General features: G+C 73.5%; 23 protein-coding genes. 5 read left to right on the forward strand and 18 right to left on the reverse strand.

The genetic code is table 11. The annotated features are described in order from the left end of the window. Nucleotides 1–67 precede the first annotated feature (67 nt). The 9 genes from ACNAVT_RS28530 to ACNAVT_RS28570 form a co-directional block, all read right to left on the reverse strand. On the reverse strand, nt 68–496 hold the full coding sequence (locus ACNAVT_RS28530) for a DUF2267 domain-containing protein (protein WP_416300665.1): 429 nt from the start codon (nt 494–496) through the stop codon (nt 68–70). A 298-nt stretch (nt 497–794) separates the two neighbouring features. Further along, the gene (locus ACNAVT_RS28535; RefSeq protein ID WP_416300666.1) at nt 795–1,667 is read right to left on the reverse strand and encodes a DUF72 domain-containing protein; all 873 of its coding nucleotides are present in this window, start codon (nt 1,665–1,667) and stop codon (nt 795–797) included. A gap of 48 nt (nt 1,668–1,715) precedes the next feature. Beyond that, nucleotides 1,716–2,114, reverse strand: a complete 399-nt coding sequence (locus ACNAVT_RS28540; protein WP_416300668.1) for a TraR/DksA family transcriptional regulator — start codon at nt 2,112–2,114, stop codon at nt 1,716–1,718. Nucleotides 2,115–2,373: 259 nt separating this feature from the next. Beyond that, nucleotides 2,374–3,003 (reverse strand): uridine kinase, encoded by a 630-nt coding sequence (locus tag ACNAVT_RS28545; RefSeq protein ID WP_416300670.1) that lies wholly within the window; start codon nt 3,001–3,003, stop codon nt 2,374–2,376. Nucleotides 3,004–3,098: 95 nt separating this feature from the next. Next, the gene (locus ACNAVT_RS28550; protein WP_416300672.1) at nt 3,099–3,707 is read right to left on the reverse strand and encodes a winged helix-turn-helix domain-containing protein; all 609 of its coding nucleotides are present in this window, start codon (nt 3,705–3,707) and stop codon (nt 3,099–3,101) included. A gap of 300 nt (nt 3,708–4,007) precedes the next feature. Then, nucleotides 4,008–4,568, reverse strand: coding sequence for a winged helix-turn-helix domain-containing protein (locus ACNAVT_RS28555; RefSeq protein ID WP_416300674.1), 561 nt, complete (start codon nt 4,566–4,568; stop codon nt 4,008–4,010). A gap of 51 nt (nt 4,569–4,619) precedes the next feature. Further along, on the reverse strand, nt 4,620–5,111 hold the full coding sequence (locus ACNAVT_RS28560) for a rhodanese-like domain-containing protein (protein WP_416300675.1): 492 nt from the start codon (nt 5,109–5,111) through the stop codon (nt 4,620–4,622). Nucleotides 5,112–5,161: 50 nt separating this feature from the next. Continuing rightward, the gene (locus tag ACNAVT_RS28565; RefSeq protein WP_416300677.1) at nt 5,162–5,614 is read right to left on the reverse strand and encodes a cysteine dioxygenase; all 453 of its coding nucleotides are present in this window, start codon (nt 5,612–5,614) and stop codon (nt 5,162–5,164) included. A gap of 118 nt (nt 5,615–5,732) precedes the next feature. After that, nucleotides 5,733–6,110, reverse strand: a complete 378-nt coding sequence (locus ACNAVT_RS28570) for a signal peptidase I (protein ID WP_416300679.1) — start codon at nt 6,108–6,110, stop codon at nt 5,733–5,735. Nucleotides 6,111–6,309: 199 nt separating this feature from the next. Between ACNAVT_RS28570 and ACNAVT_RS28575 the strand changes: the two genes are divergently transcribed. Continuing rightward, complete coding sequence (locus ACNAVT_RS28575; protein WP_416300711.1) at nt 6,310–7,233, forward strand: DUF3500 domain-containing protein; 924 nt, start codon at nt 6,310–6,312, stop codon at nt 7,231–7,233. A 54-nt stretch (nt 7,234–7,287) separates the two neighbouring features. Here ACNAVT_RS28575 and ACNAVT_RS28580 read toward each other — a convergent pair whose 3' ends face one another. The 7 genes from ACNAVT_RS28580 to ACNAVT_RS28610 all read right to left on the reverse strand — a co-directional run bounded on the left by ACNAVT_RS28580 (nt 7,288) and on the right by ACNAVT_RS28610 (nt 15,126). Next, nucleotides 7,288–8,046, reverse strand: coding sequence for a class I SAM-dependent methyltransferase (locus tag ACNAVT_RS28580; RefSeq protein WP_416300681.1), 759 nt, complete (start codon nt 8,044–8,046; stop codon nt 7,288–7,290). Nucleotides 8,047–8,139: 93 nt separating this feature from the next. Continuing rightward, nucleotides 8,140–8,964 carry a glutamine amidotransferase-related protein gene (locus tag ACNAVT_RS28585; RefSeq protein ID WP_416300682.1) on the reverse strand — a complete coding sequence of 275 codons (825 nt, stop codon included), beginning with the start codon at nt 8,962–8,964 and terminating at the stop codon, nt 8,140–8,142. Between the two features lie 90 nt (nt 8,965–9,054). Beyond that, nucleotides 9,055–9,558, reverse strand: a complete 504-nt coding sequence (locus ACNAVT_RS28590) for a DUF2231 domain-containing protein (protein WP_416300684.1) — start codon at nt 9,556–9,558, stop codon at nt 9,055–9,057. Nucleotides 9,559–9,634: 76 nt separating this feature from the next. Then, nucleotides 9,635–10,375, reverse strand: coding sequence for a GAF and ANTAR domain-containing protein (locus ACNAVT_RS28595; RefSeq protein WP_416300686.1), 741 nt, complete (start codon nt 10,373–10,375; stop codon nt 9,635–9,637). A gap of 187 nt (nt 10,376–10,562) precedes the next feature. Then, nucleotides 10,563–12,857, reverse strand: coding sequence for an accessory Sec system translocase SecA2 (secA2, locus tag ACNAVT_RS28600; RefSeq protein ID WP_416300688.1), 2,295 nt, complete (start codon nt 12,855–12,857; stop codon nt 10,563–10,565). Nucleotides 12,858–12,998: 141 nt separating this feature from the next. Then, the gene (locus ACNAVT_RS28605; protein WP_416300689.1) at nt 12,999–14,087 is read right to left on the reverse strand and encodes a zinc-binding dehydrogenase; all 1,089 of its coding nucleotides are present in this window, start codon (nt 14,085–14,087) and stop codon (nt 12,999–13,001) included. After that, nucleotides 14,080–15,126, reverse strand: coding sequence for a Gfo/Idh/MocA family protein (locus ACNAVT_RS28610; RefSeq protein WP_416300691.1), 1,047 nt, complete (start codon nt 15,124–15,126; stop codon nt 14,080–14,082). Before ACNAVT_RS28610 ends, ACNAVT_RS28605 begins: the two co-directional genes overlap by 8 nt. Before the next feature lie 223 nt (nt 15,127–15,349). Between ACNAVT_RS28610 and ACNAVT_RS28615 the strand changes: the two genes are divergently transcribed. From ACNAVT_RS28615 to ctaD, 4 genes are all read left to right on the forward strand, one after another. Continuing rightward, nucleotides 15,350–16,330, forward strand: coding sequence for a glucosyl-3-phosphoglycerate synthase (locus tag ACNAVT_RS28615; RefSeq protein WP_416300712.1), 981 nt, complete (start codon nt 15,350–15,352; stop codon nt 16,328–16,330). Between the two features lie 25 nt (nt 16,331–16,355). Further along, on the forward strand, nt 16,356–17,510 hold the full coding sequence (locus ACNAVT_RS28620) for a glycosyltransferase (protein WP_416300693.1): 1,155 nt from the start codon (nt 16,356–16,358) through the stop codon (nt 17,508–17,510). A 108-nt stretch (nt 17,511–17,618) separates the two neighbouring features. Next, nucleotides 17,619–18,083 carry a DUF4383 domain-containing protein gene (locus tag ACNAVT_RS28625; protein WP_416300695.1) on the forward strand — a complete coding sequence of 155 codons (465 nt, stop codon included), beginning with the start codon at nt 17,619–17,621 and terminating at the stop codon, nt 18,081–18,083. Nucleotides 18,084–18,248: 165 nt separating this feature from the next. Then, complete coding sequence (ctaD, locus tag ACNAVT_RS28630) at nt 18,249–20,255, forward strand: cytochrome c oxidase subunit I (protein ID WP_416300696.1); 2,007 nt, start codon at nt 18,249–18,251, stop codon at nt 20,253–20,255. 59 nt (nt 20,256–20,314) lie between these two features. Here the strand turns inward: ctaD and ACNAVT_RS28635 are convergent, their stop codons facing one another. Then, the gene (locus ACNAVT_RS28635) at nt 20,315–21,454 is read right to left on the reverse strand and encodes a SigB/SigF/SigG family RNA polymerase sigma factor (protein WP_416300698.1); all 1,140 of its coding nucleotides are present in this window, start codon (nt 21,452–21,454) and stop codon (nt 20,315–20,317) included. A 268-nt stretch (nt 21,455–21,722) separates the two neighbouring features. Next, a complete protein-coding gene (locus tag ACNAVT_RS28640; RefSeq protein ID WP_416300700.1) occupies nt 21,723–23,135 on the reverse strand; it encodes a hypothetical protein in 1,413 nt (470 codons plus the stop codon). Nucleotides 23,136–23,386 lie beyond the last annotated feature (251 nt).

Genomic DNA, 23,386 nt, shown 5'->3' on the forward strand with positions numbered 1-23,386 from the left:
CGGTCCGTCGAGCGCACGCCGACGGCCCGCCCCACCGGTCAGGCGGAGCGGGCCGGAACGGCGTCGGTCACGGAATCATCCGGCTGATGTCCTGCGGCATGGACGACTTCACGTCCTGCCACTCGCCCTGGTTGACGTGCCGGCGCAAGGTGTCGAGCACGACCTGCACCACCCGCTGCGGCCCGCCCTCCACGTCGTACGGGAAACCCTGGCGGACCTCGTAGAGGAAGTCGTCGCGGTTCAACTTGATCGGCACGTTCTCCGGCTGCCAGCCCTCGAAGTAGATGCCGCGCAGCAGCACCGGCAACTGCTGGGCGAACTCGGCGCTCTCCTGCACCGGCATCCGGTCCCGCAGCAGGTGCAGCACCGTGCGCAGCGCCGCGTAGGACTGGTTCCGGTGCTCCTTCGGCCAGCCGTACGCCTGCTCGATCTCCTTGAGGATCACGTTCGTCTTGTCCAGCGAGGACTCGAACGCGGAAATCATCTGCTCAGCCATCTGCCCACCCCCGTGCGTCGGTTTCCCAGCGTCGGTCGTCGGTACGTCGCGGCGGGCCACTGGGCCCCCGCCACAGCCGGGTCGGGCTGAACCGACCGGGCCGTGCACCCCGCCGGGGCGGGTCGGACCTCCCGACCACGTGCAGCACCCCGCCGCGGCGTCGATCCGCTACGACCCGCACCGTCATGGCCCACCTCCTGTCGGCCTCGCGGTCGCGTCGGTCGACGGACCGCACACACCGTCCAGGCTGGTCGTGAACCGGGTGAGCCGGCCTCACCCCGATCGGGTGATTACGCCGTCAGTCTTCGCCGAGCAGGGCCTGCAACCGCTGGCCGTTGCGCTGGGCGTAGTCGCGGTAGCAGTTGTTCATCAGCACGTGGGTCTGCTCGGCCTCGCCGGCCAGCTCGCGCAGCCGGGGCGCCCAGTCCCGCAGCTCCCGTTCGGAGTAGTCGTAGCCGAACTTCTCGTGGATGTCCTTGCTGGTCCACTTGTCGCTGTGGCCGTGGAAGCGGACCACCGCGAGGTCCGCGGTGGCCGCCAGCACCGGGGGCACCGACGACCTGTGGCCCTGCGGCATGTCGACGCAGACGAACGGCAGCCGGTGCGTACGGAGAAAGCCGAGCGTCTCCTCGGCGTTGTCGCCGGCGAACCAGGAGGCGTGCCGGAACTCGAAGACCGGGCGCAGTGGGGCGCACCGCCTCGCCACCTCGAGCAGGTACTGCTTGTTGTCCCGCTTGAGGGTGAACCAGGGCGGGAACTGGAACAGGATCGCGCCCAGCTTGCCCGCCTCGACCAGCGGGTCGAGGGCGGACAGGAACCGGGTCCAGACCTCCTCGTACGCCTGCGGCGGCAGGTCGTCCGGGTAGAGGTTCTTCTTCTCGGTGTCCGGTCGCAGGTCCTTGTAGAGCGACGCGAGCCGGGTCGGGTGGCCGGTCAGCAGGCTGAACGCCTTGACGTTGAAGGTGAAGCCGGGCGGGGTGCGCTCCGCCCAGAGCCGCGCCGTCCGCTCGGCGGGCGGCGAGTAGTAGGTGGCGTCCACCTCGACCAGCGGGAACTGCCGGGCGTAGTACGCCAGCCGCTTCTCCGGGGTGTCCGCGGTCTGGGGGTACCAGCCGGAGTCGAGCAGCGTCCGGTCGGTCCACGACGCGGTGCCCACCTTCATCTCACCCATACGGCGAGTCCACCGGGTACGGGACCGACCGGCAACCCGGGCCGCCGCTCAGGCCGCCCGCCGCTCCCGGTTCTGCTTGCAGGTCACACAGGACGTGGCGGACGGGAAGATCTCCAGCCGTTCCACCGGAATCGGCGCGGAGCAGCCCTCGCAGAAGCCGTACGTGCCCTCGTCCAGTCGGGTGAGCGCGTGCTCGAACTGAGCGCGTCGGTCCAGGATGCTGCGCAGCAGGGACTGGGCGGTGTCCCGCTCGGCGGTCTTGGTGCCGCTGTCGGCCTGGTCGTCGCCGGCGGTGTCACCGATCTCGACCAGCCGGAGCACCTGGCTCTGCAGCACCGCCTGCTCGTACTCCGCGGTCAGCTCGTCGTACCGCGACCGCAGGGACTGCCGGATCTGGTCGACCTCCGCCTGGGAGCGGCCCGTGGCTGTCGTGTCTCGGACGAGCATCGCTGCCTGCCTTTCCTGGGGCCTGATAGCGGTCCGGGGCGGTTCCGCCCCGGACCGGATTCCGATGAATGCACGGGCGCGCTCACCCGTGCGCTGTGAGCCGGGCGATTACCCGGCGCCGCCGAGGATCAAACCGGGGATTTCGGGGTTCTTCCATCGCGTTCGTGCACAGTTGCGCCGCCAGGTCCGTGCCGGGGTGTCCGGCGGCAAGCCGTTCGCCCACGACGAAGCCGGGAAGCGGACGGTGTCCGGATCGGGGTCAGGCGGCCTCGACCAGCGCCGGGTGCCGCGGGTCGTCGGCGCGGACCACCACGTCGGCGAAGGAGGCGGGGGCCACCTCGTCGGCGTACCGGGCGAAGGCGGGCAGGGTCCAACGCAGCCCGGGGTCGGTCCGCCGGTCCAGCGCGGCCGGGGAGAGCTCCACGTGCACGGTGACGTCGAACGGCAGCCCGCCGCCGAGCAGCAGCGACCCGCTGACCAGCACCACCCCGCCGGACGGCAGCTCGACGTACGCCGCCCGGCTGGCCCGGTCGGTGGCGGCGTCCCAGAGCGACGGCAGCAGCCGCCCCGAGCCGTCGGGCCCGGCCGGGTCGAGCACCTCCCGGCGCAGCCCGGGCTCGTCGAGCCAGCCCTCGTAGTACGCGTCCGGGTTGGTCCGGCCGTGCTCGAGGCGGACCGAGGCGGGCCGGAGGAAGCCGGCGGCGCGTACGTGCAGCACCGGACGCCCCGAGGCGCGCAGCGGGTCGACCAGGGCGGCGGCGAGCGCGTCCGGGTCGGCGGCCGGCGGGCCGTCGACGGCCACCCGCAGTCGGCCGGGTACGGCGGTGCCGGCGAGCCGGTCGGCCAACTCGGTGACGAGTCGTTGGGGCGTGATCGGACGGACGCGCACCCGACCATCGTGCCCGGCCGCCGGGCCGGCGGCCACGCCGATCGGTCGGGTGATCCGGGCTCCTCCGGGACGGGCGCCGGCGGGCCGGTACCGGGTTAACCGGTGCGGTCGATGGTGACGCAGGCGTCGTCGGCGAGCCGGTAGCCGACACCGTAGACGGTGGTGACCAGCGGGACGTCCACCCCGACCTTGCCGCGCAGCCGGCGCACGTGCACGTCGACCGTGCGGACACCGGCGTGCTCGTAGCCCCAGACGGCGTTGAGCAGTTGCAGCCGGGTGAACACCCGACGGGGATGGGCGACCAGGTGCAGCAACAGGTCGAACTCCAGCCGGGTGAGCGGCAGCGGCTCACCGTCGCGCAGCACGGACCGGGACGCGGCCAGGATGTGCAGGGTCGGGATGGCCGGCGCGAGCGGCCGGGCCGGGGATCGCCCGGCCGGCACCGGGTCGGGCCGCCGCTCCGCCGGAACGCTCCCCCCTGAGATCACGGCGTCGCCGCGTTCCAGCAGCTCGTGGGCGGCCTCCAGCAGCCGCCGGGCGGCCGGGCTCAGTGACTCCTCCCCGACCAGCGGGATGTCGAGGGTCACGGTGAGCACGGGTGTGACGGTGCTGGCGGGGCGACGCTGGCCACCGGGGGGCCGACCGGGAACCGCGGGTTGGGACGTATGCCATCCGGCGCGCGGCGAGGCGGGGCTGACCGACATGCTCCTCCTTGGCTGGTCCGGGTGTTCCCCACGGCCCGGGGCGCCGCTTCATCGATGCTTCCCGGCGCCTGTGCTAGGGTCAAGAGGCGGCCGCGTTGCGTGAACGTGACAATTGGCCAACACATCGGAGCCGAATGCTCGCTCTGCGTACGAGGCCAGATGATTACAGCAGAGCGGCGAGATGACCCGTTACGGGGGGTCCCCGCCCGGTTCACAGTAGGCGGTGGCGCGCGTCGGCTGCCGCCAACGTGAGCGCGGCGCACCCGGGCCGGGTACGCCGCGCGACGACCCGCCGTCCGCTCAGTGCGCGCGATCGAGCACGATCCGCGCGTTGTCGGCGAGCCGGTAGCCGACGCCACGGACGGTGGTCACCAACGGTGCGCCGGCGCCGAGCTTGGCCCGCAACCGGCGCACGTGGACATCCACGGTGCGGGCCCCGGCGTGTTCGTACCCCCAGACGTGGGCGAGCAGCTGCAGCCGGGTGAACACCCGCCGGGGACGTTCGGCGAGGAAGACCAGCAGGTCGTACTCGATCCGGGTCAGCGGGACCACCTCGTCGCCCCGGCGGACCACCCGGCTGCCGGCCAGGATGCGTACCACGTCAGGCTCCTCGGCCGGCGCGACCCGCGCGGCCGGGCGCAGGTCGGTCGCGGCCTGAGCGGCCTCATGTTCCGCGGGCCGCAGCACCCCCGCGCCGGATGCGGCGAGTTCGTCGAGCAGGTCGATCAACCGGGCCAGGCCGGGCGTCGGCGCGGCGGTGCCCAGGTCGAGGGTGATGGTCAGGGTCGGCGCAGTGCGGGGCCTGGGCGGCCGGATCCGGCCGGGCCGGTGCGGGCGCGGGGAGGTGGCGACGACGGACATGGAGCCTCCTGGGCGGGCGGTCGCACCCGGCACGCCGGTGCGGCGGGGCGATCAGCGGGGCACCCGGCCGGCGGTTACCGGGGGCGCGGCGGACGAGGGGCGGTGCGGCGGGGTGGGGCCGAGGGTGGGCAGCCCGGCGATGCGCCAGGCGGCGAACCCGCCGACCACGTCGGTGGCCCGGTGCAGGCCGAGGTCCTGGAGCGCGGCGGCGGCCAGCGAGGAGGTGTAGCCCTCCTGGCAGAGGATCACCACCGGCAGGTCGTAGTCGACGGCCTGGGGCAGCCGGGCCGGGCAGCGCGGGTCGAACCGCCACTCGAGGACGTTGCGTTCCACGGCCAGGGCGCCCGGAACGGTGCCGTGCGCGGCGCGCTGACCGGCCGGGCGGATGTCCACCAGCAGCGCCCCGCCGCGGCAGGCGAGGTGGGCCTGCTCGGGATCGAGGCGGCGCAGCCGGGCGCGGGCGGCGGCGAGGATCTCGTCGACACCCCGCGAGCCGGGCGGCGGGACCGGACAGCTCTCGGTGCGGGTCGGGGTCTGCGGCATCGTCATGTCCTTCGTTCAGATGGATGTCGGCGGTCGGGAGGCGGGTCGGCTCACCAGGCAGTCCCGGCCTTGGCCACGTCGGCGACCCGGAGCCGTCCGGCGACGAGGCGATAGTGGGTCATCCGGCGGAGCGCGGGCCGGTAGACGTGCACGCTGACCGCCGGCCGGTCGCCGCGGTTGGTGACGGCGTGCACGTGGCGGGCCCCGAAGCGCCGGCCGGCGCCGGCAGCGAGCCGGTGCGGGCGCAGCCGAGCGCCGCTGACCGTCTCCTCGGTGAGGGTGCCGGCGACGACCAGGAAGGCTCCGGCGGAGCCGCCGTGGTCGTGCAGGTCGGTGCCCTGCCCGGGCAGCCAGCTCAGCGCCCACACCTCGTGGTCGTGGTCGACGGCCAGGCGCGCGTACCACCGCTCGGCCGGATCGAAGCGGAGCCGGACCGGCCAGCCGGCGGGGTCGGCCCAGCCGGCGGCGACAGCGAGCAGGTCGGACGGGTCGGTGCGGGTCATCGGCGGGTCGTCCTCACGGGTGCGAAGCGGCGCATGCCCCTCACCATAGAAGGTAAACCCTATAGGTTTAGTAGGTAATACCGAATGCTGGGACGCCCGGTCATGGGGGCGCCCGCCGTCAGCGCCGCACGGGTGGGGCCACCCGGTAGCCGGGCACCGAGGGCCAGCGGACGGTGAGCACCACCGACTCCCGCTCGGCGTACCAGGAATGGTCCACGCCCCGGCCCCACACCACGTAGTCCCCGGGTTCGCGCAGCACCACCGTCCGGTCCCGCAGCTCGATCCGGAACGCGCCGCTGATCAGCACCAACAGGGCGGTCCGTCGCTCGCCCGTGGCCCACTGCGAGCGGGTCTCCCCCGCCGGGTGCACGCCCCACTTCACCTCGACCTCGGTGCTGTACCGGACGTCCCCGGACGGCTTGAAGTGGCCGAGCAGCCAGCCGGCGTCGGTCGCCCCGTCCACGCCGGCGTTGCCGACGTACACCTGATCGTTCATCCATTCCTCCCGTGCCGGGTCGGCAAGCTACCAGGCGGGGGCCGTGGATGATCGCACCAGTCGACGGGCGCCGCCGTACCGCGGACGCACGCTGCCGGGCCCGAGCGACCAGGCCCGGCGGGCCGACACCCGGGCAGGTCCGGCGCGGGTGCCGGCCGAGCGGTATACAGAGGCGGTGGAGGATCCCGTACCCGAGCAGATGCGCGCGGCGGCCGGTGCCCTGCTGGCGGCGCTCGACGACCCGGCCCGGCAACGTGCCCGGCACGATTTCGACGACGACCCGGCCCGGCGATGGCTGGAGTACCGACCCCGGCCCCGGCCCGGGGTGAGCCTCGCCGACCTGGACCTCACCGCGCGCAAGGCCGCCCACCGCCTGCTCGCCACCGCGCTCAGCCCCGCCGCGTACGCCCAGGCGATGGCGGTCGTCGCGCTGGAGGAGGTGCTCGACCGGGCGGAGGGCTGGCGGCGCGGCCGGCACAGCGGCGACTACTGGGTGGCCGTCTTCGGCGACCCGGGCCGGGACGACCGGTGGGGATGGCGGTTCGAGGGGCACCACCTGTCGGTGAGCATGACCGTCGTCGACGACCAGGTCTCCCCCGCCCCGCTGTTCCTCGGCGCCAACCCGGCCACCGTCCGGCACGCCGGCCGCCCGGTCTCCCGACCGCTCGGCCCCGAGGAGGACCTGGCCCGCGAGCTGCTCGACGCGCTCGGATCCGCGGGACGGGCCGCGGCGATCGTCGCCGACGAGGCGCCGGCCGACATCATCAGCGCCACCCGGCCGGCCGCCCCCGGCCGGCTCGACCCGCTCGGCGTCCCCCGCGACCGGCTCGGCCCGACCGGCCGGGCGCTGCTCGACCAGCTCGTCGCGCTCTACCTGGACCGGCTCCCGCCGGAGCTGGCCGCCCGCGAGGCGGGCCGGCTCGACGGCGGGGAGCTGCACTTCGCCTGGGCCGGCCCGACCCGTCCCGGGCAGCGGCACTACTACCGGATCCAGGGCGACGACCTGCTGATCGAGTACGACAACACCACCGAGGACGGCAACCACGCGCACACGGTGCTGCGCCGTCCGGCCAGCGACTTCGGCGCCGACGTGCTCGCCGCCCACCACGCCGCCGCCCACTGACCGCCCTGGCCCAACTCCGCGCCCCGCCCGCGCCACCTTCATGCGGGCGGGGCGTCAGGGGTGGCGGGCTTCGATGAGGAAGCGCTGGGCGTGGGCGACGAAGGGGCCCTCGGCGCGGATGCGGTCGTGCAGGCGGCGCAGCTCGGGGCGGTAGCGGTCGACGGTGAAGCCGGGGACCGTCCAGATCACCTTGCGCAGGAAGTAGACCACCGCGGCGATGTCGTGGAAGACCGCCCGCAGGGTGGCCGTACGCAGGTCCACCACGGTCAGCCCGGCGGCCTCCGCAGCCGCGACCGCCTGCTCCGGGTGGCGCGCGGTCGGCGCCGGGAGTGGGCCGAGGAACGCCTCGCTCAACTCGCGGACCGTGCCGGCGCCGATCTGCTGGGAGAGGTAGCTCCCGCCGGGGCGCAGCACCCGGGCGATCTCGTCCCACCAGGTCTGCACCGGGTGCCGGCTCACCACCAGGTCGAACGAGCCGTCGCGGAACGGCAGCGACGGCTCCTCCGCCACCCGCACGACGCTCGCGCCGACGCGGCGCAGCGTACGCCGGGCGACCGCGACGTTCGGCGGCCAGGCCTCGGTGGCGACCAGCAACGGTGGCGGGCTCGGCACCTCGGCCAGCACCTCTCCCCCGCCGGTGTCGACGTCCAACGCGGCGTCGACGGTGGCCATCCGGGCACCGACCAGGCGGGCGTACCCCCAGGGCGGACGCTCCTCGCTGGCCCGTCCGGCGAGCCAGGAGAAGTCCCAGCCCTCGACCGGCACCGCCGCGCCCTCGGCGATCAGGTCTTCGAAATCCTCGTTCCCGCTCATCCGGCGAGCCTGCTCCCACCCAGCAGGCCGCAGCAAGGTGATTTGGGCCCGCCGATCGGCACCGGCACCGCTGGTCACCGGGCATCGGTGGAGCTATCGGCCAGCCCGCAGGCCGGTCCGGGCCATGGCGGCAGTGGCCCAGGCCTGGATGATCGGGTGGGGGTCGGCCCGCTCGGCGAGTTCAGGCTGGAAGAGCGTGCCGAGGAAGAACGGGTGCGCCGGGAGTTCGGCGACCCGTGTCAAACCGTCGTCGTCGAAGCCGGTGAACCGCATCCCGTGCCCGGTCAGCACCCGCATCGTCTCCGGGTTCAGGCCGTAGGAGCAGTGGTAGCGCTCGACGGTCCGGCTCGCGCCCAGGGCCCGCTCGAAGAGCGAGCCGCTGGTGGCGCGGACTCGGCATTCGTTGCCGCCAACGCTGCAGGAGAGTGGAACCAGGACGTCCTCTTCCGTCAGGCCGGCAACCTGCATCGCAAACTCGATGACGGCCAACTGAAGGCCGCCGCAGGTTCCCAGGAGGGGGATACCGCCTCGGCGGGCGGCACCTGCGGCAGCGATCACGCCTGCCTCGGTCTCGTACGGGCTGCCGACGAGCCAGACCCCGTCGTAGTCGTCGAGGCCGCCGTGGGCCTGGGCCGTCGGGATCCAGGTCGCGTCGATCGTCAGGCCGCCGGTCACGGTCAAACTCGCGATCGCGCGGACCACCGGTGCATGCCCGGCATTGTCGAGATGCCGGTCGCCCACGAGGGCGAGTCGGGTGACGAGGCTCATTCTCGGCATCATCGTCCACGTCGTCCGGTCGCGCCATGACCGTTCACGGCCGGCGCGGCCTCGGCCGCTGCGCCGTCGGCCCTGGAACAGTTCCCGGGCGTCAGCCGCTGCCGGGAAAGGTGCTGGCGGAGGCGTGGAGCGCGGCGACACACGCGGCCACCGCGGGGTGGAGACCCGCGCCCTGCCGGTAGGTGACGCGCGTGCGGCGCCGGATTGCCAACGGATCCAACCGGAACCGCGTCAGGTCGGCGGGCGGATGATCTCCACGGTGGAGCCGGGGAGGTCGGCGAGCGCCTCCAGGCCGCTCGCCTCGGCGGCGCGGCCGCGGTCGAACTGGCGCATCAGCCGGGCGCCGAGGCGCACCCCGACCGCGCCGACGGCCAGCGCGAGCAGCTCGGTGACGAGCTCGCCACCGGTCGCGCCGCGCTGCGGCGCCTGCGCCCGGATCAGGCAGATGAGCAGGAACAGTGCGGCCATCGCGGCGTTGACCAGGTTGAAGGTGATCGCGGTACGGCGGATCCGGCCGGAGCCCACGTCCCACAGGTCGACCATCCCGGCGACGGTGGTGAGCGCGGCGGCGACCAGGGCGGCGACGGCGGTCCAGTAGCCCACCTCGCCGAGGAACGCCGGGCCGCCGGCGATGTCGGCCAGGTCGAAGACGGCGGCACTGACGAAGAGTCCGAACGGGAACGTCACCAGCATCGGTTGGACGGGCTGCCCCTGCACCCGCAGTCGGCTCTCCATCGGTTCCTCCCCAGGTCGGTGCGGCTCACCAGTCCAGGGTGCTACCCGAGGCCCACCGGGCCGAAACGACTGTCGCTCAGTTGTCCCGAGGGCGGGAGACGGTGAGCACCAGGCGCTCGGCCACCTCGCGCAGCGGTATGTCCAACGAGGAGGCGGCGGCGCGGAGCACGTCCAGGGCCTCCGGCGCCGGGCAGCCGCGCTGGGTCATGATCACGCCGACGGCCTGCCCGACGACCCCCTCCTCCAGCAACGCCGAGTCGAGCTGACCGGCCTGGGCGACCTGTCGCTCCCGGTCCCGGACGGCGGCGAGCAGCAGCCCGGCGTGCTCGGCGAGCAGCATCGCGGTGAGCTGGTGCCGGGTGGTGAGCGCATGGGCGGACTCGGCGTACAGGTTGATCGCGCCGATCACCTGCTCGTCCACGTCGACCGGCGCGGAGATCACCCCCCGCACACCGAGGCCCCGGGCCCGGTCGGCCCATGCCGGCCAGGGCGCCTCCTGATCGAGGTCGGGCGCGGTGATCATCTCGCGGCGCCGGATCGCCGCCATCGCCGGCGTGTCGGGGCCGAGCCGGAGGTCGTCCAGCTCGGCCCGGTCGGCGTCGGAGGCGGCCACCCCGGCGGGCTCACCGGCCCGCAGCGCGGTGAAGCCGCAGCAGTCGACCCCGGGCACGGCGTCCCGCGCGATGCGGACCAGCCGGGTCAACGCCTCGTCGAAGTCGGTGGCCGCGATGAGGCCGGCGGTCAGCTCGCGCAGCAGCGCGGCGGTCTCCAGCACCCCGAGCGTGTCGAACGTCGGCTCCTGCGTGTCCAGGTTCACCGGGCCACGGCCCCTGCCACCTCCGCGTAGGACCGCGCGGTGCCCCCGTCCGGCGCCATTGCCTGTGCCATCGCTTCCCTCTCCCTGAGTCGAAAGCCCCGGCCTACTACCCTCGCAAACCAGGTTCGAAACGACGCAAAGGGGTCCCTTCCGGCGCGTACGCGGGAAGGGACCCCTCGTGGTCGGGTCAGCGCGACCCGGAGATCAGCCGGCGACCCACCGACGCGATCAACCGGTCCAGCTCCGAGCCGAACGGGTTGTCGTGCACCAGGTACGTCCAGGTGGCGCTCGGCCTGACCAGCTTCGCGGCGTCCGGCTCCCAGCCCTCGTCGAACTCGGTCTCCTCGAAGGTGGCGATGGTCCGCGTCTCGATCTCCGGGACGAGCGCGTTGAACGCCGGGACGGCACTGCGGTGGAACTCGTCCAGCGGGTCGAGGCGGCCCAGCGCCCGCAGGTGCACACCCTCACGCACCTCGGAGAGCTCGGCCAGGTGCTCGGCCCAGAGCCGGTCCAGGTGATAGAGGGCGATCGACCGGGCCACCTCGGCGAGCAGGTCCTCGTCCATGTCGCCGGCCTTCTCCGGCACCCGCTCCAGCAGCATCAGCGCGGCGATGTCGCTGGTCAGGAGCCGCTCCCGGCGCTCGGCGAGGGCCTTGCGCTGCTGCTCGGTCACCACGCTGTAGCGCCAGGTGTTGCGGTGGATCTCGTGGTTGACGCCCTCGGCGACCCGCTGGGCGTGCTCCACCGCGTAGTCGACCTGAGGGTCGGCGACCAGGCCGTCGGCGTTCATCCGGGGGGACGCCGGCACGGTGTCGCCGGCGTGCCGGACGACCAGGTCGTCCTCCAGGCTGACGAAGAAGACCGAGCCGCCGGGGTCGCCCTGCCGGCCGGCCCGGCCGCGAAGCTGGTCGTCGACCCGGCGGCTGTCGTGCCGGCCGCTGCCCATCAGGTAGAGGCCGCCGAGGTCGGCCACCCGTTCCCGGTCGGCCTGGTCGCTGCCGCCGAGGCGGATGTCGACACCCCGGCCGGCCATCTGGGTGGAGACGGTCACCGAGCCGTAGGCGCCGGCCTCGGCGATGATCGCCGCCTCCTCGTCGTCGTTCTTGGCGTTGAGGACCACGCAGGAGACCCCCGCCGCCCGCAGCCCCGCCGCCAGGCCCTCGGACTCCTTGACGTCCAGGGTGCCGACCAGCACCGGGCGACCCGCCTCGTGGCAGCGCTTGATCTCGTCGATCAGCGCCTCCTCCTTCTCGGCGCGGGTGGCGTAGATCCGGTCCGGCTCGTCCTCGCGGATGCACGGGGTGTTCGGCGGGATCACCGCCACCTCGAGGCCGAAGAACTCCCGGAGCTGGTCGCCGACGAGCACCGCGGTGGCGGTCATCCCGCAGACGTTCGGGTAGAGCGCGATGTACGCCTGCACCGTGATGGTGCCCAGCACCTCGCCCTCGGCCGTCGCGTCCAGGCCCTCCTTCGCCTCGACCGCGGCCTGCAGCCCGTCCGGCCAGCGCCGACGCTGGGCCACCCGGCCACGCATCTCGTCGATCAGCTCGACCGACTTCTCCCGGACGATGTAGTCGACGTCCCGGTGCAGCAGGGCGTGGGCGTGCAGCGCCACGTTGACCGCGGAGAGCTGCCCGACGTGCTCCTCGTCGTACAGGTCGATCCCGCCGAGCTTGGCCTCGACGGTGGCCAGGCCGGCCGAGGTGAAGGCGACGCTGCGGCCGTCCTCGGCGACGGTGTAGTGCTTGCCCTTACGCAGGCCGCGCACCAGCGCGGCGGCCGCGTGCACCGGGTCCTGCTCGCCGGGCACCGCGCCGGCGAGCACCATCGGCACCCGGGCCTCGTCGATGAGGATCGAGTCGGCCTCGTCGACGATCGCGGTCTTCAGCACCGGCTGGACCCGGTCGGCGAGGTCGGTGACGAGCTGGTCGCGCAGGAAGTCGAAGCCGGCCTCGCTGACCGACACGTAGGTGACGTCGCAGGCGTAGGCGGCGCGCCGCTCCTCCGGCGTGGAGGCCTCGTTGACCCAGCCGACGGAGAGCCCGAGCAGGGCGTAGACCGGCCCCATCCACTCGGCGTCGCGGCGGGCCAGGTAGTCGTTGACGGTGAGCACGTGGACCGGTCCGTTGCCGAGCCGGACGTGGCCGTACGCGGCGATGGTCGCGGTGAGCGTCTTGCCCTCACCGGTGGCCATCTCGGCGACCTTGCCGGAGAGCAGCGCCATCGCGCCCAGCAGCTGGACGTCGTAGGGCCGCTGGTCGAGGCCGCGACGGGCCGCCTCGCGGCCGATCGCGCAGATCTCCTCGTATCCCTCGGCCTGCCCGGCGGCCTCGGTCAGCTCGGCGTCGGAGAGCTTCTCCAGCTCCGCCTCGCGGGCCTCGACGGCCGGCAGCAGCCTCTCCAGCGGGGCCAGGTCGACCGTCGTCCCCGGGCGCTCGAGGAACCGCCGGAACCTGCTCTTCAACCGTTGCGACACACCCATGAGCGGCAACGGTACGCGAACCGGAGCCGATTGTGACCCCCGACCGGCCCCGGCGCCGACGGGTGTCCAACTTCGGGGCCGTTTCCGCAGTTCACAGGGGGTCTGTCCGGTGACCGCCCGGTGGCTCACCCGCCGGTCGGGTCAGCCGGTGAAGATCACCTGGAGCTCCTGCCGGCGGCGCTGCGCCAGCTCGGCCAGCAGCGCCGGCGCCTCAGCCAGCGGCACCATCGCGGAGACGAGGTGCTTGCGGACCAGGTCACCGTACTGCCGCAGCAGCTCGATCGTCTCGGCGGAGAGCCGCTCCCGGTCCCAGGTGGGGGCGAGCCCGCGGGGCACCCGCCCGATCTGGGCGCAGCGCAGCGACAGCCCGTTGTGATGGAACTCCTCGCCGAACCGGACCTCGTCCGCGCCGGCCTGGTAGAAGGCCAGGTCGATGACGGTGCCCTGGGGACGCAGCAGCCGCAGCGCGAGCTGGAGCGCCCAGGCCTGGCCGCGGCACTGGAAGACCACGTCGGCGCCCCGGTCGCCGGCGGCGTGGTTCCATCGGGTCTTCAGCACCGCCGCCGGGTCGTCCGCCTCCGGGTCCAGGGTTTCCAGGCCGAGCGCCTCGGCCACCTCCCGTCGCGCCGGGGTGGGATCGAGGACCACCACGGTGGCGGCGCCGTGCCGCCGGGCGAGGAGCGCGGTGAGCAGGGCGACCGCCCCACTGCCGACCACCGCCACCCGCCGGCCGCGCACGCCGTCGCCGAGCGAGCGTACGTCGGCGCCGCACAGGTCGGCGGCGGCGTGCAGCAGGCCGTTGGCGCAGATCGGGCCCATGTGCGCGACATAGACGCCGAGCAGCGGGTCGAGGTCGTCGGGCAGCGGCACGAAGCGCTCGGCGAGCGGGTCGGCCACGTACCCGCTGCGGTGGCCGTAGGCCATCGCCGCCACCGTGCCCACGTCGACGGCCGGGGTTCGGCTCTCCACCACCCGCCCGACCTGCATGTAGCCGAGCCGGGTCACCGGGTACGGCGTGCTCGCCGCGCCCGGCTGGAACAGCCCGAGATCGGCGTTCCAGGTGACGTTGAGATACGGGTTGGTGCCCTTGACGTAACTCAGCTCGGTGCCGGCGGAGACCCCGCTGTAGCGGGTCTCCACCCGGAAGGTGCCCTCGCGCAGCTCGGCCGCCTCCTGCTCGACCAGCTCGACCACGCCCGGTCCGGTGACCGCCACCACCCGGTCACGCATCGATGGTCACCCCCGGCAGGGTCGCCTCGGCCGGCGCCGCGTCGGCCACCGGCCTGGTGAGCCGCGCCGCCGGCCCGGTGGGCAGCGCCACGCCGCACCCGGTCCGCGCGGACTCGGCCACCGCGACGGCCAGCCGCTGGGTGCGCAACGCCTCGGCGTACGGGACCCGCACGTCGTCGCCGATTCCGCGGACCGCGTCGACGAAGGCCCGGTCGACGGCCACCCGGGCGCCGTCCGGGTCCGCGGGCAGGTGCCGCTCGCCGTCGGCGTCGCGGATCAGCAGGCCGTCCTCGGCCAGCGACAGCGCCAGCCCGTCGGCGAGGAGCTCCACGCCGGCCCGATGCTTCCAGGTGAGCACGCAGGCCGCGGCGAGGGTGCCGACCGCGCCGGAGGCGAAGCGCAGGGTCGCCGCGGTGACCGAGTCGATGTCGGCGCCCTCCGCCGGCGGCGGGGTGCCGTCGGCGTACGCGGTCACCTCGGTCGCCTCGCCGGCCAGCAGCCGCACCAGGTCCAGCACGTGCGCGGCCTGTTCGACGACCGGGCCGCCGGAGCGGTCGCGCCGGGCCCACCAGGGCACCGGCGGCACCTTGTCCAGCCAGGCCCCGTTGACCATCCGCACCGGGCGGTCGGCCAGCAGTTCCCGGGCCTGCTGCACCACGTGCAGGTAACGCCAGTGGTGGCCGACCGCGGTGAGCAGCCCCCGCCGCTCGACCAGCACGGCGATCCGCTCGGCGGTCTCCAGGTCCGCCGCCACCGGCTTCTCCACGAACATCGGCACGCCGGCCTCGACCACCATCTCCTCGACCGGACCGTGCGCGAACGGCGGTACGCACACGTACACGGCGTCCGGACCGGCGGCGAGCAGGTCCGCCACGTCGACGAAGGCCCGGCCGCCGTGCGCCCCGGCCAGCGCGCGTGCCGCCTCCGCGGCGACGTCGGTCACCCCGAGAAGCTCCACGTCCTCGAAGCCCGTCAACACCCGGACGTGGCGTTGCGCCACCCCGCCGGCCCCCACCAGTCCCACCCGGCACGTGCGCATTCCTCGACCCTCCGCCGCGTTACCGAAGACTGCGTGAGCTGTCCCCGGGCGGACGCGCAATCAAACGTTCACCGACGGGGAACCCCTCGGTGCGCGTCTCGTGCTCCGGCTGTTAGGCATGATCGGGTTAGCGCGGGGTGGGTAACGGGAAGTCGCCTCCGCGTTTCGCCTTGACCCTGGGGGTGTGCCAGTGCCGGATACCGAAACAACCGTCTCACCGGTGGTGGAGGCCTGGGCCACGTACCGCACGACCTCGGCCGAGGACTGGCCGGTACGGCGACTGCTGTGCGCCAAGGGCGAGAGCCGGGTCAGCGTGGTGCTGCCGGCACGCAACGAGGAGGCGACCGTCGGCGCGATCGTGTCGACGATCCGGGAGCACCTGATGGACCGGGTCCCGCTGGTGGACGAGCTGATCGTGGTGGACTCCCGCTCCACCGACCGGACCGGCCAGGTGGCCCGGGCCGCCGGCGCCGAGGTGGTCAGCCAGGACGCGATGACCGACGGGCTGCCCCGGCTCACCGGGAAGGGCGACGCGCTCTGGGCCGGGCTGGCGGCGGCCGAGGGCGACGTGGTCGCGTTCGTCGACGCCGACCTGCGCGAGTTCCGGCCGCACTTCGTGACCGGGCTGGTCGGCCCGCTGCTGACCGACCCGTCGGTCGACTTCGTCAAGGGCTTCTACCACCGACCGCTGGTCGGGTCGACCGGTGTGGAGACCGACGGCGGCGGACGGGTGACCGAGTTGATGGCCCGGCCACTGCTCAACCTCTTCTGGCCCGAGCTGGCCGGGTTCGTGCAGCCGCTCGCCGGCGAGTACGCCGGCCGCCGCGAGGTGCTGGAGCAGGTACCGTTCGTCTCCGGGTACGGCGTGGAGACGGCGATGCTCATCGACCTGCTGGAGCTGGTCGGGCTGGACGCGCTCGCCCAGGTCGACCTCGGCGAGCGCAAGCACCGCCACCAGGACACCGCGGCGCTGGGCCGGATGTCCGCGCAGATCATGCTCACCGCCTGGTCCCGGTTGCAGCGGCGGGGCTGGGCGAGTCCAGGCATCGCGCCGATGGCCCTGCTGACCCAGTTCCGGCGCGGTGGCTCGGAGGCGCTGCCCAACCTGGACCGGGAGATCGTGGTCAGCGACGTCTCGATCGAGGAGCGGCCGCCGCTGGCGCAGCTGCGGCACCGGGTGCCCCGGCGACGGGTCGCGGCATGAGCCTCGGGGGAAGGAACAGCGGACCATGACGCTGACCGTCCTGATGAACGCGGGCCCCTGGTTGTCCGTACCGCCGCCCGGCTACGGCGGGATCGAGAACGTGGTCGCCACCCTGGTGCCGGAGCTGCGCAAGCTCGGCGTACGGGTGGTGCTCGCGTCGGTGGAGACCAGCGCCCTGCCGGTCGACGAGAAGATCTGGGTCTTCCCCGACGGGCAGTTCCACGCCCTCCAGCGGCCCTACAACCAGGTCTGCGGGGTGTCCCAGGCGCACCTGAACGGGGTGGTGCGCGCGCTGCACGCCCGCGACGACATCGACCTCGTGCACGACCACGTGGAGGCGGTCGGGCTGGCCACCATGGCCGCGATGGGGCCGGATGGCCCGCCGGTTCTGCACACCCTGCACTGGGATCTGGCCAAGCACCCCGAGCTGTACGGCAACCTCGACGGCGGCGACCGGGTACGGGTCAACGGTGTCTCCGCCGCGCAGCTGGCCCGGGCGCCCCGCGCCCTTCAGGAGCACTCGGTCGGGCACGTGCACCTCTCCACCCCGCTCGCGGTCGACGCCGACCGGCGACCCGGTGTGGAGAAGGGCGACTACCTGGTGACCCTGGGCCGGATCAACCCGGGCAAGGGGCAGGACCTGGGTGCCCGGCTGGCGCGGCAGGCCGGCTTCCGGCTGGTGCTCGCCGGCCCGGTCGGCCCGTACCACCGGCCGGAGGACCTGGCCGCGGCGGGCGACGAGGCCCGACAGAACCCCGACGTGCGGTTCTTCCATGACAACGTCGCCCCGTACGTGGACGGCGACGTGGTCCGCTGGGTCGGCACGGTCGCCGGCCGGGATCGGGACGACCTGCTCGCCGGGGCGCGGGCCGCCCTCTTCCCGCTGCGCTGGGAGGAGCCCGGCGGCACCGCCGTCGTCGAGTCGCTCTCCCTCGGCACCCCGGTGGTGGCCACCAGCCGCGGCTGCCTGCCGGAGCTGATCGAGCACGGCCGCACCGGGCTGCTCACGGCCGACGAGGAGGAGCTGGGCGACCTGGTCATGGCAGCCGACCTGCTTGACCCGGACGAGTGCCGGCGCGAGGCGGTCGCCCGGTTCACCCCGGCCGTGATGGCCCAGGCGTACGTGGACCTCTACCACCGGGTCCGCCAGCTCACCGCACGACGGTTTCAGCTCGCCTGAGCAGTACCGGCGCCGGCCCGACCGCGATCCGCGCGCCGGGCCGGTTGCGCGTTTGCCGCCGGTGGTCGTGGGAAAGCCGTCCGGTCTGTGTCAGGTGAGGAGGCCGGCATGACGAACGCGATGGCGCACTCCCGGGGGCGACGCAACCCGGCCGAGGGCCGCGCTCTGGTCAGCCGGACCGCCGCGACCTTCGGCGTGCTCTTCCTGGTCGCCGGGGTGCTCGGCTTCATCCCCGGGGTCACCACCAACTTCCACGACCTGTACTTCGCCGGGCACGACTCGACCGCGAAGCTGTTCGGCGCGTTCCAGGTCTCCGTGCTGCACAACATCGTGCACCTGCTCTTCGGCGTCGCCGGCCTGGCGATGTCCGCGACGAGTTCCGGAGCGCGCAGCTATCTGGTCGGCGGCGGGGCGATCTACCTCGTGCTCTGGCTCTACGGGCTGGCGGTCGTGCACCGCACCACGGCGAACTTCATCCCGGTCAACGCCGCCGACAACTGGCTGCACCTCGGGCTCGGCATCGGGATGATCGTCCTCGGGTTGCTCACCACCCGTGCCATGCATCGACGCTGACCAGCGCCGGGTGCACGGCGGGGGCGGGGCAACGCCCGGTGCCGGCAAAGTCGTCTTGGCGATGCTACCGGCGAACTGACCGAAATTTCCGCTCTCGCCTGGTTTCATGGGCAGAGGGCCGGGTAGGCGTGCCCGTCCTTTTTGTCATATGACGGGGTGAGAGCTATGCCCAATCGGGTAGTCACGGAGCCGGCACGAGATCGGGGGCCCGCGATCCTCGCGCCGGCCGAGTTCGGCGGTTATCCCGGTCCGGTCCGGGCGCCGATCCCCGGCGACTCGCTGTGGCGGTTGCTACGCACCACGGACCACAAGCAGATCGGCCTGCTCTATCTGTCCACGTCCTTCGTGTTCTTCCTGGCCGCCGGGATCGAGGCGATGCTGATCCGGGGCGAACTGGCCCGACCGGGGCTGCAGTTCCTCTCCCCGGAGCAGTACAACCAGCTCTTCACCACCCACGGTTTCGCGATGCTGCTGCTCTTCGCCACGCCCGCGGCACTGGGGATGGCGAACTACCTCGTCCCGATCCAGATCGGCGCTCCGGACGTCTCGTTCCCCCGGCTGAACGCCTTCGGCTACTGGCTGTTCCTCTTCGGCGGCCTGATGCTGTACGGCAGCTTCCTCACGCCGGGCGGGTCAGCCGACTTCGGGTGGTTCGCCTACCCGCCGTTGAGCAACGTCCAGCACTCCCCCGGCGTCGGGCCCAACATGGTGGTGGTCGGGCTGGTCATCAGCGGTCTGGGCACCATCCTCACCGCCGTCAACCTGATCGCCACCATCATCACCCTGCGCGCGCCCGGGATGACCATGTTCCGGATGCCGATCTTCACCTGGAACATCCTGCTCACCAGCGTCCTGATCATTCTCGTGTTCCCGCTGCTGGCGGCCGCGCTGCTGGCGCTCGCCGCGGACCGGCTGATCGGTGCCCACGTCTACGACGCGACCACCGGTGGGCCCATGCTGTGGCAGCACCTCTTCTGGTTCTTCGGCCATCCCGAGGTCTACATCATCGCGATCCCGTTCTTCGGGATCATCACCGAGATCATTCCGGTCTTCTCCCGCAAGCCGATCTTCGGCTACACCGGTCTGGTGCTCGCCACCATCTCGATCACCGTGCTGTCGATGACCGTCTGGGCGCACCACATGTTCGGCACCGGGCAGGTACTGCTGCCGTTCTTCAGCGTCCTCAGCTTCCTGATCGCGGTGCCGACCGGCGTCAAGTTCTTCAACTGGATCGGCACGATGTGGAAGGGCCAGATCACCTTTGAGACGCCGATGCTCTTCGCCGTCGGCTTCCTGGTCACCTTCCTGTTCGGCGGGCTGACCGGGGTGCTGCTGGCCAGCCCGCCGGTCGACTTCCACGTGACCGACACCTACTTCGTGGTGGCCCACTTCCACTACGTGCTCTTCGGCACGGTGGTCTTCGCGTTCTTCGGCGGGATCTACTTCTGGTTCCCGAAGATGACCGGACGGCTGCTCGACGAGCGGCTGGGCAAGATGCATTTCTGGACCATGTTCCTCGGCTTCCACACCACGTTCCTGGTCCAGCACTGGCTGGGCAACGAGGGCATGCCCCGCCGCTACGTCGACTACCTGCCCAGCGACGGCTTCACCATCCTGAACACGGTCTCGTCGATCGGTTCGTTCGTCCTGGGCTTCTCCACGCTCTTCTTCATGTACAACGTCTGGAAGTCCTGGCGGTACGGCGCGCGGGTCACCGTCAACGACCCCTGGGGCTTCGGCAACTCGCTGGAGTGGGCGACCACCTGCCCACCCCCGCTGCGCAACTTCGACCGGATGCCGCGGATCCGCTCCGAGCGGCCGGCGTTCGACGCCAAGTACGGCCCCCTCGTCTCCGACCTCGGCCGCGACCTGCCGCAGCGCACCACCAGGCCGCCGCAGCACCTGGCCGAGGAACTGCACCACGTGCCGCGCGTCCCGGAGTCGCCGGCCGCCGAGGGCGCGCACGGCGCCCACGAGGCCGTCGAGTTCCAACCCGCGCCGCAGTCCGGCGCGCGGCCGGTCGACGTTCCGGAGCCGGAGGAGGTCCGCCGGCCCAGCTTCGAGGAGACCGAGGAGCCCGAGGGCACCACCATCCTGGGTGCGGAGCGGGAACCGCAGGAGAACGACCGGTGGCGGCACCCCCGCGGACACGAGGACAGCCCGGAGCAGTGACCGGGCCACCGTGAGGAGGGCCGGCGCCCGACGGCGCCGGCCCTCCTCACGCGTACGGGTCAGTCGCCGGCGGGTAGGCCCGCGGCGGCGAGCGAGCGGCGGACCGCGGGCTGCACCCGGGTCAGCCGCAACGGCACCCCGGTGCGGACCGCCGCGTCCCGGCCGGCCATCAGCGCGGCGATCCCGCCGGCGTCGAAGCCGCCCGCGCCGACCAGGTCGACGACCACCTCGCGGGGCTGCCCGGTCACCGCCTCCAGCATCGCCCTGCGGAGCTGGTCGGCACCGTCCCGGTCGACCTCCCCGCCGACCTCGACGACCACCCGGTCCCCGTTCTGCCGGACCGAGATCCTCACTTTCGCCGGCTCGGCCTCGGCCTCGGCCGTGCCGTTCTGCCAGGGCGGCGGCGCGTCGGCGAGCATCGCCTGCCGCAGCCAGGTCAACGCCCGGGACAGCAGCCGGGAGACGTGCATCTGGGAGATGCCGAACCGGGCCGCGATCTCCGCCTGGGTCTGGTTGCCGTAGAAGCGCATGGCCAGGATCCGGCGCTCCCGCCAGGGCAGCCGGTGCAGCAGGCCGCTGACGGTGACCCGGTCGTCGACCGACTCCAGGGCGTTGTCCGACTCGCCGACCAGGTCACCGAACTCGGCGGAACTCTCCCCGCCGACCGGGGCGTTGAGCGAGGCCGGGCTGTAGCCGGCGGCCGACTCCAGCGCGGCGAGGATCTCCTCCTCCGGCGTCTCCAGCCGCATGGCCAACTCGGCGACCGTGGGCGCCCGGGACAGCTCGCTGGTCAGCGCCGCGGTCGCCTGCCCCACCTCCAGGATCAGGTCGCGCAGCCGGCGCGGCACGTGCACTCCCCAGGTGCGGTCCCGGAAGTGCCGCTTGATCTCCCCGACGATGGTGATCGCCGCGTACGCGGTGAAGGAGCCGCGTTCCGGGTCGTACCGGTCGACGGCGTTGACCAGGCCGAGCCGGGCCACCTGCTCCAGGTCCTCGAGCGGCTCCCCGCGGCCCCGGTAGCGGCGGGCCAGCCGGCCGGCGAAGGGCAGCGCGAAGCGGACGAGATCGTCCCGTGCTTCGTGCCGCCGCTCGGGCGGCAGCCCTTGGATCCGTGCCGCGTACGCCAGGGCCGCCGCGTCGAGGTCCTCCAGGCCCCGTTCGGTGGGTGGTGGTGTGGGTGTGGTGGTCTGTCCGAACATCCGCGCCTCCCTCAGGAAGGTCCCCCGCCCGGATGGGGAAGACCGGTCGTGCGCGTGGTCGGGCCACGCACCGGGCCGGAAGTGGGTTACGTGACGGAACGCCAGGAGCGGCGGCAGCCCGCCACACGGCGTCGTGGGCCGTCTTCGCAGCGACCGGTGTTCCCGCTCCGTAGGTACTCAATCACGGACCGCAGGATCGCGAGGATGTTTCGCCGGGGTTGGTGCCGGGGCCCGCGGACGGGGTCGACGCGGGCCGGCCGGCTGTCGGTCAGGAGACCAGCAGCCCCTGGTGGGCGCCGGCCTCCCGCAGCGCCACGAGGGCCTCGGCCATCCCCAGCGGCGGCGGGACCGGCAGGTCGTACGGCTGGTTGCGCAGCACCTCGGTGGCCCGCCGGGTCGGTACCGAGGCGACCGGATAGCCGCGCGCGGCCCCCCGGTCCAGCGCCCGGCGACGACGCCCGAAGCCCGCCACGGCGAGCCACTGCGGCAGTCCCGCCAGCGCGGGCGACCGGGCCCCGGGCGGCTCCGGCAGCACGTCCACCGAGGTGAACGGCTCGCTGCCGGCGAGCCACCACTCCACCCCCTCCACCCGGCGCCGGGTCGCGTTCTCGCACCAGTACGGCACCAGCCCGGCCCGGACCACCTGCCACGGATCGAGCAGCCGGCCGCACTCGACCACCAGGCGGTCGCCGGTCTTGCCCGCCCGGCGCAGCCAGCGCCGGTACAGGTCAGCGGTGGCGGCACTCAGCGCGTCGGGCTGCGGGACGAGCACCCGGTGCAGCGGATGGCCGTGCCCGCCGGCCCAGCCCCGGACGCTGTGTTCGAAACCGGACTCCACCCCGTTCTCGGCGTACGCCGCCGGGCAGGAGACGTCCGGCGTCTCCCAGTGCGCCCCGTCGCCGCCGGCGCAGCGGAGCACCTGGCGCAGCGCGGGAGCGTCCGGGTGGAAGTCGACCGGCTCGAGCCCGCTGGCCGGAGAGCCGACCTGGAAGCTGTGCCCCCGCCCCTCGTCCAGCACCGGCCAGGTACGGGCATCGTGCAGCAGCAGCACCGGCGCGCCGGGCTCCAGGCGGTCGGCCAGGAACCGGGCGTACGCCTCCGGCAGGCAGCGCCAGCGCACCGCGAGGGCAACCGTGGCGCCGGCCGACACGCCCCGGCTGGCCGGGCAGTGCACCTGCCGGACGTGCACGTCCCGGTTGCCGGCGAGCAGTCGGCCGGCGAGGGCGGCACCGTGGTCGAGCGCGGCCCGGGGCCGATCCACCGCACCCCGGGTCCAGTGCACCGTCATCTCGAACGCGGCGGGAAGCCACGGCACGCCCAGGGCCACCGCCAGGTGCACCGCCGCGCCGTGCGGCGAGCCGAGCACCACTCCGGGCCAGCGGCTGGCCGGGAACTGGTCGACGATCCAGCCCGCCACCCGCTCGGCGTTCACCTCGGCGACCTGCTGCGGGGTCAGCGCGAACCGGCCGGCGGCCCGTGCGGCCGCGGCCCGCCGCACCGGCTCGGGCGCGCCGGTGAACCGGGAGAGCGGGGTGGCGTGGCCGAGGTCGGCGCAGTCGTCGCCGCGCAGCGCCCGGGCCGTCGCCGCCACCAGGAGCCGGGCGGTGCTGCCCGCCGCCACGACCCGGTCTCCGGCCAGTCCGGCACGGCCGGCCGTCGGCCCCACGGACACCTTCCGCACCGGCCCCACCTTGCCTCGTTCGCTCACCACGCGGCCCGGCTTCCCGTCCCTATCGGGTCTAAACGGGCATCACCCCACGGGTCGCACCAATCCTCGGGTGTCCGGCGGCAGGGCCAGAGACACCCACCGCACCCAGGCGCCACCAGGCCGCCGCGGCCCGCCACCGAGGGACGCAACCGGAGTGCGGGACGGGTTTCGGCCGTACCGGGACGGGCCCGGCACGGCCGGTGCGTGACGACGAGAGAGCACAC

Origin of the sequence: Micromonospora sp. SL4-19 (assembly GCF_047921475.1) — a bacterium.
Lineage (GTDB): Bacteria > Actinomycetota > Actinomycetes > Mycobacteriales > Micromonosporaceae > Micromonospora.

Coding starts and splice junctions, on each gene's coding strand:
- ACNAVT_RS28530 (WP_416300665.1), bottom strand. CDS start 496: ATGGCTGAGCAGATGATTTCCGCGTTCGAGTCCTCGCTGGACAAGACG.
- ACNAVT_RS28535 (WP_416300666.1), bottom strand. CDS start 1,667: ATGGGTGAGATGAAGGTGGGCACCGCGTCGTGGACCGACCGGACGCTG.
- ACNAVT_RS28540 (WP_416300668.1), bottom strand. CDS start 2,114: ATGCTCGTCCGAGACACGACAGCCACGGGCCGCTCCCAGGCGGAGGTC.
- ACNAVT_RS28550 (WP_416300672.1), bottom strand. CDS start 3,707: ATGTCGGTCAGCCCCGCCTCGCCGCGCGCCGGATGGCATACGTCCCAA.
- ACNAVT_RS28555 (WP_416300674.1), bottom strand. CDS start 4,568: ATGTCCGTCGTCGCCACCTCCCCGCGCCCGCACCGGCCCGGCCGGATC.
- ACNAVT_RS28560 (WP_416300675.1), bottom strand. CDS start 5,111: ATGCCGCAGACCCCGACCCGCACCGAGAGCTGTCCGGTCCCGCCGCCC.
- ACNAVT_RS28565 (WP_416300677.1), bottom strand. CDS start 5,614: ATGACCCGCACCGACCCGTCCGACCTGCTCGCTGTCGCCGCCGGCTGG.
- ACNAVT_RS28570 (WP_416300679.1), bottom strand. CDS start 6,110: ATGAACGATCAGGTGTACGTCGGCAACGCCGGCGTGGACGGGGCGACC.
- ACNAVT_RS28575 (WP_416300711.1), top strand. CDS start 6,310: ATGCGCGCGGCGGCCGGTGCCCTGCTGGCGGCGCTCGACGACCCGGCC.
- ACNAVT_RS28580 (WP_416300681.1), bottom strand. CDS start 8,046: ATGAGCGGGAACGAGGATTTCGAAGACCTGATCGCCGAGGGCGCGGCG.
- ACNAVT_RS28590 (WP_416300684.1), bottom strand. CDS start 9,558: ATGGAGAGCCGACTGCGGGTGCAGGGGCAGCCCGTCCAACCGATGCTG.
- secA2 (WP_416300688.1), bottom strand. CDS start 12,857: ATGGGTGTGTCGCAACGGTTGAAGAGCAGGTTCCGGCGGTTCCTCGAG.
- ACNAVT_RS28605 (WP_416300689.1), bottom strand. CDS start 14,087: ATGCGTGACCGGGTGGTGGCGGTCACCGGACCGGGCGTGGTCGAGCTG.
- ACNAVT_RS28610 (WP_416300691.1), bottom strand. CDS start 15,126: ATGCGCACGTGCCGGGTGGGACTGGTGGGGGCCGGCGGGGTGGCGCAA.
- ACNAVT_RS28620 (WP_416300693.1), top strand. CDS start 16,356: ATGACGCTGACCGTCCTGATGAACGCGGGCCCCTGGTTGTCCGTACCG.
- ACNAVT_RS28625 (WP_416300695.1), top strand. CDS start 17,619: ATGACGAACGCGATGGCGCACTCCCGGGGGCGACGCAACCCGGCCGAG.
- ctaD (WP_416300696.1), top strand. CDS start 18,249: ATGCCCAATCGGGTAGTCACGGAGCCGGCACGAGATCGGGGGCCCGCG.
- ACNAVT_RS28635 (WP_416300698.1), bottom strand. CDS start 21,454: ATGTTCGGACAGACCACCACACCCACACCACCACCCACCGAACGGGGC.